We start from the raw sequence: 11,940 nt of genomic DNA, 5'->3' as shown, positions 1-11,940 counted from the left end.
AAGCCCGAACGCTTTTATGATTGATTCCGTAACGTTTTGACAGGGTTGCTGAGCGCCGCTTTGATCGATTGGAAGCTGATGGTGATCAGCGCGATCAGGATGGCCATAGTGCCGGCCAGGAGGAACACCGTCCAGCCGATATCATTTTTATAGGCAAAATCCTGCAGCCAGTTATTCATCGTGTACCAGGCAATGGGTACGGCGATCAGTATACCGATCACCACCAGCACGATGAAATCGCGTGCGAGCAACCGGATGATGCCCGGAATACTGGAGCCCAATACCTTGCGGATGGCGATCTCCCGGGTGCGCACCTGGGCCGTATAGGTAGCAAGACCAAGCAGCCCCAGGCAGCAGATGATGATTGCGATCCCGGCAAAGATGTTGAAGATGGTACCGGTACGGGTTTCCGATTGATAGAGGTTGTTGAAGACCTCATCCAGGAAGGTGTACCGGAAGGGCAATTCGGGGTTGTATTCCTTCCATATCTTTTCGGCGGCCGCGATGGCTTTGGGGGCATCCTGGCCAGTGGTCTTGATATAGATCAGCGCATTCGCATATTTCTTGGCATAAAAGATCGCAGGCTCAATCTTATTGCGCATGGAGGCAAAATGGAAATCCTTCACGACGCCTACAATGGTGCCGGTCGTTTCCCACAATTTGAAGGTCTTCCCGATGGGGTCTTTGATCCCTGCCTGTTGAATAGCCGTCTCGTTAAGGATGAAAGAGGCAGAATCAGAAGGGGTATTGGTAAAGTTCTTACCCTGGGTCAACTGCATGTTGAAGAAGGGGATAAGCTCGGCGCTGATACCCAGGGGACGCATCATCATCGTTTGATCGGCGCCTTTACCTTGCCACCAGTTACTGCCGGTTTGGTTGGTGATGTTGGCCAGGTTGCCGTCGGCACAGGCTACATCGAGAACACCGGGCTGACTGAGCAAGGTAGATCGGATCGTGGTAAAATCTTTACCACCTTTTTTGATCCACATGGACAATACATTCTCTTTATCATAACCCAGGTTGCGCGAGCGGATATACGACAATTGGTTGCCGATGATCAGCGTGCCGATGATCAGGGCCACGGAGCAGGTAAACTGTACCACGACCAGGCTCTTCCTGAAGAAGGCATCACTGATGAGGGCATTCATCTTACCCTTCAATACTTTCAATGGCTCGAAGGAAGACAGCAACAGGGCAGGGTAGATGCTGGACACGATGAGCGATCCGAAGATGGTAGCCAGCAGCAAAGACCACAGGTGCATGTCCATCAGGTCGAGCGCCAGCTGCTTGCCCGATAATTCGTTGAAGAAAGGCAGTAATACCTTGATCACGCCCAGTGCCAGTGCGGAGGCGATAATAAACAGGAAAGATGTTTCTACCATGAACTGGAGGAACAACTGCCAGCGCGCTGCACCCACGATCTTGCGCATGCTCACTTCGCGGGCGCGCAGCATAGAACGGGCCGTACTGAGGTTCACATAATTGATGCAGGCGATCACCAGGATGATCAACGCTACCCACGCAAACATACGCACGGTTTCCATGCCGGCCTCTTTGCCATCAGATTGGTAGAGGTGCATACGTGGCGCCTGGAGAAACTGGTATTTGATATCCGTATCGTCGGCTTTATTGCGCAGGTGGATATCACGGATCGCCGTAGCTAATTTATTGAGATCGGTGCCTGGTTGCAGACGCAGGTAGGTATTGATGCTGAACTGGTGAAAGTCGTTGTCGATATTCCGGCCGTCGGTGCGATTCTCGTACTGCAGTTTTGCGTAGAGGGTCATTGGCATGACCAGGTCAAATTTGATCGAAGAGTTCTTCGGTACATCTTTCACCACGCCCGTTACTTTTAAACTGGCCTTGCTATCACCAACAATGGTCTTGCCGATCGGGTCTTCGTTGCCAAAGTATTTATTGGCTACGGATTCGGTAAGTACAATGCTGTAGGGGTCGGGAAAGGGATTCACCTTGTCGCCTTTGATCAGGGGAAAATTGAGCATAGTGAACAGCGAGGGGTCGGCCATGATGGAATGGTCGACATCGAGCCGTTTGTCACCATAAGTGAGGGTCAGGAAGAATCCGCCTTCACAGGTACGCACCATATCTTTCACCGCCGGCAGTTGCTGTTGAACCATCTTACCGATCGGCGCCACGTTGGTGGTCCAGATCTGGATGCTCGCACCCGTGCCTACCTGATTTTCCAGCTTATAAATATTGTCTGCATCCTGGTGAAAGCGGTCGAAGCTGAGCTCGTCCTGCACCCACAGGAGGATGAGGATGCCAACAGCCAAACCAGCCGTGAGGCCGGCAATATTGATGGCAGAATAGAACTTGTTCTTTTTGAGGTTGCGCCAGGCAGTCTTTAGATGATTTCTGAACATGATCGGGATGGTTTTAAAGCTATCTGAGCCCGAACAAGACAGGTAAAAAGGGTGCCAGAACTGCAAGTTGTTGATAACTAGACGATTATTGCTTGATGGTGGGCGGCTGGTGTTCGGTTTTATTACAGCCGCTGTTCGCTTGTGCCGGTCAATCCCGGCAATTCGACAATGGCACTATAAAAATATTTGCCAGCTGCAACGGTTGGTACCCTTGCTGTGTCAAATATATACAGCCAGTTGATGGCTGCACTTTTAGTAAGATTAGTCAGACGGGTTTAGGGGGTTAAATCAGTCTATTCTAACAGGTCTTCCGCTCACGCGCGAAGACCTTTTTTTATGTCTCCTCTCTTTGCCCAGGTCATGACATTTTGCCTAAAACTTGGAATCGCCCTGTCCGTGACCGTACATTTGTTCCGTTTTGACCGTTTTGAGTAGGTGCCGTACCCGAGGCGTTCCCGTACCCATCCCGTACCGTTCCCGTACCGATCCCGTATAAATAGCTCAAGGTTCAAAACGAGGCCATTTTCACTAAAAATGGAAGGGGCCGATGTGCCTGGCAGTGACCAAAGCCTTTCCTCGTTGCCTTTGTGCCTCTATGCCTTCGTGCCTTGTTGCCTGGGTGCCTTCCCTCAATTCTGCTCCAACTGATCCCGGTTGGGCAACTTGGGAAAGCTCGCATGTGGCTCCAGTTGGTACCAGAACACCACCGAGCTGATATCGGATTGTTGCTGCAGGTAGCGGCCACCGCTTTTCCAGCCCAGGTCCTGCATAGTGATCTTTAAGTCTTTTTCAAAACGTATGGGGTCGGTCAGGTGCCACCGGTACATACCAAAGCGTTGCTGCGAGGTATACAACCCATCGGGCCTGATTACCTGGTGCAGGCCGGCGTAAGCCGTGCTGAACTCCGTGTACTTACCCTTCACATCGAAATTGTACGATCCGCAGAAATAATCTTCCGTACCCGTGCCATTGATCGTAGGAAACTGCGTATCGCCATCCATAAAGAATTTGATCTCCCCTTCGCCCCACCAGCCATTGTTGTGTACACCATAAGCCATATACGTGCCTACATAATGACCCTTGCCCTTGATGTTGTCGATCATGGTGTACAAACCACCCTGCGTGGGATTGTTGCGGCGAAACTGGGCATGAAAATAGGCTGCATCCTCCGGTACTTCTGTAAGCGTATAATCGATCTGGTAATAGATGCGCATGTCTTCTGCGGCAATGTTCTCGAGTGTGATGCGGCATTTCTTGCGGAAAGGCATCGGCCAGTAGCTGTTGAACGCACTTCCCGGATTGACCGTTACCGCCAGTGAATTGAGCGGGGCATAACTGCCCCATCCCATACCAAAGAAGTCACCCACCGGTACTTCCACCGAAGGCTCCTTTTCATCATCCCAGTAAAAGCGCAGGATAGAGAACCGCCAATTACCCGTCGGCGTCATCCAGATATGCTGGATAGCACCCGAACCGGTAATCTCCCCCAAGGTAAACGTAGTCCCTTTCTTGACGACCACATAAGGGCTCACTTTCCAGCCTTGCCCCAGTTCACGCGCCTCGTTTTTGGCCGAGCCATTCTCCAAAGTAGCCATGCCACCTTTGCCGGGTTCACCGGTAAAATTCTCCGGACTGATGGAACGGGACTTGGCAGCAGATACCCGGTAGATATTGCCCAGGTTTACATCGAGGCCATTGAAAGAGTTATTTTTCTGTGCGTTAGCGCTGTTGATGACAATTAATACAAGCGTCGTTAGCAGGCAAATTGATCTCATGGATGCAGGTATTTTAGGTAACAGGAAGATACTAAGATTTTTGCTTTTGCATTTCTTTAACAGGGATTGGCAAGAAAGGCACGATAAATGATTATACGTGTATAGAACAATAAATCATACAGTGATTTCCTGAATCATATTTACAACTGTGTTGATTGGTTGTTTTTGGTTGTAGAGTAGAAGGCCCTCTCAAGTCGCACAACAATTGAGAAGGCCTTCTTTTTTAGTACCCTTAAAAGCAAAAGGCGACACCGGAGTATCGCCTTTGCAAAATAGGTCAGTTGACAGCGTTAAAAACCTTTCTTGTTGGTTCCGCCGCTGGTAGTATTCTTGTTGGCATTCTTCACATACTTTTCCAGCCACGCATTTTGCTCATACAGCAGGTGCAATAAATTCTCCTTACCGCGATAACCATGCGCTTCATAAGGCAGTTGCACAAAACGTACAGTACCACCATGTCCTTTCACCGCATTGAAGAGACGTTCGCTCTGAATGGGGAAGGTGCCGGGGTTGTCGTCCATTTCACCATGTACCAGCAGCAAAGGAGTTTTGATCTTATCCGCATAGCTGAAGGGGCTCATCGCGCTGTACAGTTCAGGTGCCTGCCAGTAGGTACGATCTTCATTCTGAAAACCAAAAGGCGTCAGTGAACGATTGTAAGCGCCACTGCGGGCAATGCCTGCCTTGAACAGGTTGGTATGCGCCAGCAGGTTGGCCGTCATGAACGCGCCATAACTATGACCACCCACCGCTACGCGGTTGCGATCGCCAACACCCAGGTCGGCCAGTTTATTGATCGCTGCTTCCGCGTTCATCCGCAACTGATCTACAAAATTGTCATTGGGCTTCTTCTCGGCATTTGTAGCTACGATCGGGAACTCGGCATTGTCGAGAACCGCATAACCTTGCGTTACCCAAAATACCGGCCCACCATAGCTTACCATGGTAAAGCGGTTTTGCGAACCACGCACCTGGGCGGCATCGGCTGCCGAGTTGAACTCACGGGGATAAGCCCACATCAGTACAGGCAGGGGGCCATCTTTCTTCGGGTCGTAGTTCTTGGGCAAATAAAGATCACCTGTGAGGTCTACGCCATCTTCACGTTTGTAAGATACCTTCTGTTTGCTGATGCCTTCCAGCGAAGGATAAGGATTGCTGAAGCTGGTGATCGGTTTATCGGCCACCCGCAGCACCAGGTTTTTGATATAGTAGTTGGGCATGTCCTTCTGCGACTCACGACGGGTCAGCAGTACCAGTTTGTCCGCGTCCAGTACTTCGGTAACACTTTCGTAGGTTCCTTCGGAACAACGCCAGATGATCTCGTTTTGCTTCGTCTTCAGGTCAAACTTAGCCAGGAAAGGCAGGTCACCCTTGGGAGAGCTGCCCACCGGGTTGTTGAGCAATAGTTTGGTACCGTTATCGATTGTTTTGATCACAGTACGACCGTACTTGTTTTTGGTCGATACCGGGCTGCCGGGGTTGCCGTAAGCATCCGTCATATTGCGCTCCTGCAGGGTCTCCAGGCTGCCGGTGGATGGATTGTACAGGCTCAGGCGTACACTTTGCTTGCTTTGCAGGCGCTCGCTCACGAGGGCCAGCTTCTCATCGCCCCAGCTGATGCCGCCATAACGCCAGGTTGTTTTGATCAGTTCTTTCGGGCTGCTGGTGAAAGGAGCGCTTAAAGAATAAACGACATCATGGAAGTCGGTTTTCTTTTTGTAGATACCGCTGTCGAGAGGCTCGGCCCATACAATGGTAGCTGCTTCATCATCGCGCCAGTCGAAACCACGCGGAGCATTCAGCACATTGTCGTAGCCAGAAGGCGAGAGCTCGGATGAAGGCAGTTCGGCCAGCACCTTCACGACCTTACCAGTAGGATCGGTAATGCTGACGGTCGAGTTGAAACCGTTGGCAGCTACCAGGTACGAGAAAGGTTTTTTAATGGAGCGGGTGAGCATGTATTTTTTATCCGGCGAAATAGAAAGGGTCGTATAGATACCGGGAGCGCCGATCTTCGTTTCTACGCCATTTACGTTCTTCACGAGTTGGGCGGTAGCATAAAAGTCAAACAGTTGTTCGTCATACGGGGTCTTGATCAGATCCTGGTAAGTGCGGCTGGGGGCCACCTTGCCAAGGTTCTGTTGTACGGTAGGTCCCGAAGGCATCAGCGACTTGGCCGGTGCAGCGGTAGCGGGCTTGAGGGTAGCTTTGTACAGGAGGGCATTGTCGTCCATCCAGATAAAGTCCTGGCCCAGGATCACGTTGAGTGGTTGCTTGTTGACCTTGGTGGCTTTACGGGTAGTTACGTCGATCACATACAGGTCAACACTTTTATTGGTGGTGTTGGTAAAAGCGATCTTCTTGTCGTTGGGGCTCCAGCTTACGTTGCCAGCCAGCAAACCGGCAGGCAGTCCGGCTACGGGATATTCTTTACCGCTTTTGATGTCCTTGAGGGTAAAGTTATTGATGAAGTTCTGACGGCTGGGAGCAAAGTTGTTGGGGTTGATGCGCAGACCCGCAATCCGGAGTTCGGGTTGTGCCAGTTCTTCTACCGAGGGGTAACTGTTGCGGTCCATCAGCAGCATCCAGCTGGCATCACCGTCGATGCTGACGCCGGGCGTGGGTTTTGCGAGCAGTAGGTCGGCGATTTCTTTGGGCGGGGTTTTATACCCCTCGTCCTGCGCGTCAGCGTGGGTGGCTGCAAACAGGCAAACGAGCAATAGAAGTCTTCTCATGAATGTTTAGTTTATTGAATAGTGAGCGTTTACGTATACTATGATCCTGTAGACTTAGACGGTCGCAGACCGTAAATCCTGTGTGGCCGGGCCGGTAAGTTAGGCCCGGAAAAAGGCGCCAGCCCGGTTGATTGTGACGGAAGGCTGTATGGCTACAAGAGTTGTGGCTGGCAGTTGCTTGATAAACATGTTCTTATTAAAACCCTATGAAATAGTAGGGTTTCCCAAAAATATTTTTTGCCAACAAACTGGAAGTCCTATTTTTGCGACTCGAAAATGAACATATTTACACATATCCATCACCATCATCATACTTACCTCCAAGGGTAGGCCGGTGGTGCTTTGTGTAGTGCCATATAATTATAAAGGGCTTACCACTGGTAAGCCCTTTTTGTTTTTCGCTGGTTTGAACTTTTAAAAATATACCAAACTGTCCGGCAAGGGCAGGCAAACAACACACTATGTTACGAATAGCCATTCAGAAGTCGGGACGACTGTACGAAGATTCTGTTCAATTGCTGAAGGAATGCGGTATCGATCTGCGCAATGTAAAAGACCGGCTGCGTACGGAAGCCGATAACTTCCCCCTTGAAGTATTCTTCTTGCGCGATGACGATATTCCCCAGTACGTAGAAGACGGTGTGGCTGATATCGGTATCGTAGGGGAGAACGTATTGTTTGAAAAGAACAAGCAGGCCGAAATAGTGGAAAAGCTGGGTTTTGGTAAATGCCGCCTGGCAGTAGCCATCCCCCGTGGCCTGGAATATGGTGGCGTTACTTCCCTGCAGGGTAAACGCATTGCCACCAGCTACCCCTTCCTGGTCAATGAATTCCTAAAGAAGAACAACGTCGAAGCGGAGATCCACGAGATCAGTGGCTCGGTAGAAATTGCGCCGGGTATTGGCCTGGCCGATGTGGTAGCCGACCTCGTGAGCAGCGGATCGACACTCTTCATGAATGGCCTCAAGGAAGTAGAGACCATCCTGCAATCGCAATCGGTGCTCATCAAGAACAACCAGCTCGATGCTGCACAACAGCAACTGCTCGACAAACTCCTGTTCCGCATCCGCGCGGTGAAGAAGGCCAAACGCACCAAATATGTGTTGTTAAATGCCCCCAACGAGAAGTTGAAAGAGATCATTGCATTACTGCCCGGCATGAAGAGCCCTACGGTACTGCCGTTGGCCGAGCAGGGATGGAGCAGCGTACACAGCGTATTGAGTGAAGATACCTTCTGGGATATCATCGAACAGCTGAAAGCGGCGGGCGCCCAGGGCATACTGGTAGTGCCGATCGAAAAGATGATCATCTAAGGGAATCCGGACAAGGCATTGAACAACATTCCAGGCAAAATAATACCACGCGTTTATGAAAGTATTTGAGAACCCGGCCCGCAGCGAATGGAACAGTTTGCTGCAAAGGCCGGTGGCGGAGGCAGCGAAGTTGGAAGCCATCGTGGGTGATATCCTGCAACAGGTGAAAGCCCGCGGTGATGAAGCAGTGAAAGAACTGACCCTGCGTTTTGACAAAGCAGCCATCACGGAGTTGCAGGTATCCGAAGCAGAGATCAGGGAGGCAAGCGCTTCGCTCGACGAAGCCCTCAAAACAGCCATCCTGACGGCGAAGGCCAATATCGAGACCTTCCACCGTAAGCAGATCACCCAAACGGAAATGGTAGAGACCATGCCCGGTGTACATTGCTGGCGGCGGTCAGTAGCCATCGAAAAAGTAGGGTTGTATATCCCTGGTGGTACGGCACCTTTATTCTCTACCATCCTCATGCTGGGCGTACCGGCCAGGCTGGCAGGCTGTAAAGAGATCGTGTTGTGCTCACCGCCCGATAAAGCAGGTAAGCTGCATCCCGCCATCCTGTTTGCCGCCGAAGCGGTAGGCGTCACAAAAGTGTTCAAAGCAGGCGGTGTACAGGCCATCGGGGCCATGGCCTATGGTACGGAGTCGATACCGCAGGTATCCAAGATATTTGGCCCCGGCAATCAGTATGTGACCTGTGCCAAGCAACTGGTACAGCAGCAGGGTATCGCCATCGATATGCCGGCTGGTCCCAGCGAAGTAGCGGTGTATGCCGATGCAACCGCCCACCCGGCCTTTGTAGCCGCCGACCTGCTGAGCCAGGCCGAGCATGGCAGCGATAGCCAGGTGATCCTGGTGGTACGGGAAAAGGCATTGGTGGAGCAGGTGCAGAAAGAGCTGGAAACACAGTTGGCGGCCTTGCCCCGTAAAGACCTGGCCGCAAAAGCCCTCGACAACAGTAAGATCTTTGTCATAGATGATGAATCGACAGCCATGGAACTCCTCAACGAGTATGCAGCTGAACACCTGATCCTCGCCTGCGACAATGCCGGCGAACTGGCCCGCCAGGTGATCAATGCAGGTTCTGTATTCCTGGGTCACTATTCACCCGAAAGTGTGGGCGACTACGCCAGCGGCACCAACCATACCCTGCCGACCAACGGCTACGCCAAAGCATACAGCGGTGTGAGCGTAGATAGTTTCGTGAAGAAGATTACCTTCCAGCAACTGACCCGTCAGGGGCTGCAGATGATCGGTCGCACTGTAGAACTGATGGCAGAAGCAGAAGGCCTGGAGGCCCATGCCAACGCTGTACGGGTTCGTACGATCAAATAGGCAGGGTGGCTGCCCGACAAGGATACAGACAATGCAAACAAAAAATTAGAACCATGAGCTTCGACCTCAATAATATACTGAGAGAAAATATCAAGAAACTGGTGCCCTATTCCTCCGCCAGGGATGAGTTTAAAGGAGAGGCCAGTATCTACCTCGATGCCAACGAAAACAGCCTGGGATCGCCCCTGCGCAAATGGTACAACCGCTATCCGGATCCCCTGCAATGGAAGGTGAAGGAAAAGCTGAGTGAGATAAAAGGAGTACGGCCCGAAAACATGTTCATCGGCAACGGAAGCGACGAATGTATCGATGTATTGATGCGGGCTTTCTGCGATCCCGGAAAAGACAATATCATCATTTGCCCGCCCACCTACGGCATGTACGAGGTAAGCGCGAACATCAATGATGTGGCCATCAAGAAAGTGCCACTCACCAAGGCATATCAACTCGACCTGCCGGCGATCGAGCAGGCTGTAGATGACAACACCAAACTGATCTTCATCTGCTCGCCCAACAACCCGACAGGTAACTCGCTCGACCGGGATGATGTAGAAGTGTTGTTGAACAACTATTTCGGTTTGGTGGTGATCGATGAAGCCTATATAAATTTCTCACGCTTCCGCTCCTTCACCCAGGAACTGCAGGACTATCCCAACCTGTTTGTGATGCAAACGCTGTCCAAAGCCTGGGGCCTGGCAGCCTTACGGGTTGGGTTGGGTTTCGCTTCGGCAGAGATCATCAACGTCATGAACAAGGTAAAGCCACCCTACAACATCAACCAGGCTTCACAAGACCTCGTGCTGCAGGCGTTGGAAGAAGTAGGGCAGGTCAACGATATGATCAAAGAGATCGTGCACCAAAGAGGGGAGATGGAAAAGGTATTGCCGGGTATTCCGGTAGTACAAAAGGTTTATCCTTCCGATGCCAATTTCCTGCTGGTGCAGGTAACCGATCCCAAAGGCATCTACAATTACCTGTTGGAGAAAGGGATCGTGGTGCGCGACCGCAGCAAAGTGCTGTTGTGTGAAGGTTGCCTTCGGATTACGGTAGGCACCGAGCAGGAAAACCGGGCCCTCTATGAAGCCCTGAAAAGCTTCGGTACCAACTAGCACCAACTACTTATATTCGTAACGGTTTAGGAACCTAAAAACTAATTCATGAAGCGCGTTCTGTTTATTGACCGGGATGGTACTTTGATCAACGAAGCTCCACCTACTTATCAGTTAGACTCCTACGAAAAGCTCACCTTTTATCCGGGCATGTTCGAATACATGGGCAGGATTGCCCGTGAGTTCGATTACGAACTGGTGATCGTGACCAACCAGGATGGATTGGGTACCCCTGCTTTTCCCGAAGATACCTTCTGGCCACTGCACAACCTGGTGATGAAGAGCCTGGAAGGGGAGGGCATCCATTTCGTGGCGACCTACATCGATCGTAGTTTCCCGGCCGATAATGCACCAACCCGCAAACCAGGTACGGGTATGCTGACCCAGTACATCAACAACCCGGCTTATGATCTGGCCAATTCATTTGTGATCGGTGACCGTATCACCGACGTACAGCTGGCCAAGAACCTGGGTTGTAAAGCCATCTGGCTCAACAACGACGCCAACCTGGGGGCAGGAGAGATCAGCGATAAGGTCGCCGAACTGCGCCCCGTCATCGCCCTCGAAACTACCCAGTGGAGCGATATCTATAAGTTCCTGAAACTGGGCCTGCGCCAGGTGATCCATGAACGCAACACCAGCGAAACGCAGATCAAGATAGAACTGAACGTAGACGGTAGCGGCAAGGCACAAGTCTTCACCGGACTGGGTTTCTTCGACCATATGCTCGACCAGATCGCCCGGCATGGTAAGATGGACCTCACCATCCGTAGTAACGGCGACCTGCACATCGACGAGCACCATACCATCGAAGATACCGGCATCGCACTCGGCGAAGCATTCGCCCAGGCCCTGGCCGACAAAAGAGGCATGGAGCGCTACGGGTTTGCCCTGCCCATGGATGAAGCCGATGCCAAAGTCCTGATCGATTTCGGTGGTCGTAACTGGATCGTCTGGAATGCGGAGTTCAAACGCGAATTTGTGGGCGATATGCCTACAGAAATGTTCTTCCATTTCTTCAAGTCATTCTCCGATGCCGCCAAATGCAACCTCAATATCGAGTGCCATGGCGACAACGAGCACCACAAGATCGAAGCCATTTTCAAGGCGTTTGCCAAGGCCATCCGTATGGCGGTAAAACGCGACCCGCTCAGCAACTACCTGCCGAGTACCAAAGGGGTATTGTAGTAGATCGCTTTTGATAAAAGTCAACCCCGGTAGGATCATTTTTGGCGGGTGGTACTTTTCCTCTATATTCGTTTTACGGTTCCGGTTACCCGCCGGAACCGTT

Annotated in this window: 7 protein-coding genes; 4 read left to right on the top strand and 3 right to left on the bottom strand. The window is 51.4% G+C overall.

Annotation, left to right across the window (positions count from 1 at the left end; genetic code table 11):
- Nucleotides 1-14 precede the first annotated feature (14 nt).
- The 3 genes from P2W70_RS25770 to P2W70_RS25760 all read right to left on the bottom strand — a co-directional run bounded on the left by P2W70_RS25770 (nt 15) and on the right by P2W70_RS25760 (nt 6,894).
- Complete coding sequence (locus P2W70_RS25770; RefSeq protein WP_276484432.1) at nt 15-2,384, bottom strand: ABC transporter permease; 2,370 nt, start codon at nt 2,382-2,384, stop codon at nt 15-17.
- Nucleotides 2,385-3,013: 629 nt separating this feature from the next.
- Nucleotides 3,014-4,159, bottom strand: coding sequence for a glycoside hydrolase family 172 protein (locus P2W70_RS25765; RefSeq protein ID WP_276484431.1), 1,146 nt, complete (start codon nt 4,157-4,159; stop codon nt 3,014-3,016).
- Nucleotides 4,160-4,449: 290 nt separating this feature from the next.
- Entirely contained in the window at nt 4,450-6,894 is a 2,445-nt protein-coding gene (locus tag P2W70_RS25760; protein WP_276484430.1) for an alpha/beta hydrolase family protein, read from the bottom strand.
- A 461-nt stretch (nt 6,895-7,355) separates the two neighbouring features.
- Here P2W70_RS25760 and hisG point away from each other — a divergent pair, with 461 nt between their 5' ends.
- The 4 genes from hisG to hisB are packed head-to-tail and all read left to right on the top strand — an operon-like array spanning nt 7,356 to nt 11,837.
- A complete protein-coding gene (hisG, locus tag P2W70_RS25755) occupies nt 7,356-8,207 on the top strand; it encodes an ATP phosphoribosyltransferase (RefSeq protein ID WP_276484429.1) in 852 nt (283 codons plus the stop codon).
- Between the two features lie 55 nt (nt 8,208-8,262).
- Nucleotides 8,263-9,540, top strand: coding sequence for a histidinol dehydrogenase (gene hisD / locus P2W70_RS25750; protein WP_276484428.1), 1,278 nt, complete (start codon nt 8,263-8,265; stop codon nt 9,538-9,540).
- A 53-nt stretch (nt 9,541-9,593) separates the two neighbouring features.
- On the top strand, nt 9,594-10,649 hold the full coding sequence (gene hisC / locus P2W70_RS25745; protein WP_276484427.1) for a histidinol-phosphate transaminase: 1,056 nt from the start codon (nt 9,594-9,596) through the stop codon (nt 10,647-10,649).
- Nucleotides 10,650-10,697: 48 nt separating this feature from the next.
- Entirely contained in the window at nt 10,698-11,837 is a 1,140-nt protein-coding gene (gene hisB, locus P2W70_RS25740; RefSeq protein ID WP_276484426.1) for a bifunctional histidinol-phosphatase/imidazoleglycerol-phosphate dehydratase HisB, read from the top strand.
- The last annotated feature ends 103 nt before the right edge of the window (nt 11,838-11,940 follow it).

Source organism: Paraflavitalea pollutisoli, assembly GCF_029360705.1.
Taxonomy (GTDB): Bacteria; Bacteroidota; Bacteroidia; order Chitinophagales; family Chitinophagaceae; genus Paraflavitalea; species Paraflavitalea pollutisoli.
Note: the sequence above shows the minus strand (reverse complement) of the source record. Positions and strands in the feature narration are given on the sequence as shown.

Bases quoted from the DNA above. Each gene is read 5' to 3' on its own strand.
- hisG (WP_276484429.1), top strand. From the start codon at position 7,356: ATGTTACGAATAGCCATTCAGAAGTCGGGACGACTGTACGAAGATTCT.
- P2W70_RS25760 (WP_276484430.1), bottom strand. From the start codon at position 6,894: ATGAGAAGACTTCTATTGCTCGTTTGCCTGTTTGCAGCCACCCACGCT.
- hisD (WP_276484428.1), top strand. From the start codon at position 8,263: ATGAAAGTATTTGAGAACCCGGCCCGCAGCGAATGGAACAGTTTGCTG.
- hisC (WP_276484427.1), top strand. From the start codon at position 9,594: ATGAGCTTCGACCTCAATAATATACTGAGAGAAAATATCAAGAAACTG.
- hisB (WP_276484426.1), top strand. From the start codon at position 10,698: ATGAAGCGCGTTCTGTTTATTGACCGGGATGGTACTTTGATCAACGAA.
- P2W70_RS25765 (WP_276484431.1), bottom strand. From the start codon at position 4,159: ATGAGATCAATTTGCCTGCTAACGACGCTTGTATTAATTGTCATCAAC.
- P2W70_RS25770 (WP_276484432.1), bottom strand. From the start codon at position 2,384: ATGTTCAGAAATCATCTAAAGACTGCCTGGCGCAACCTCAAAAAGAAC.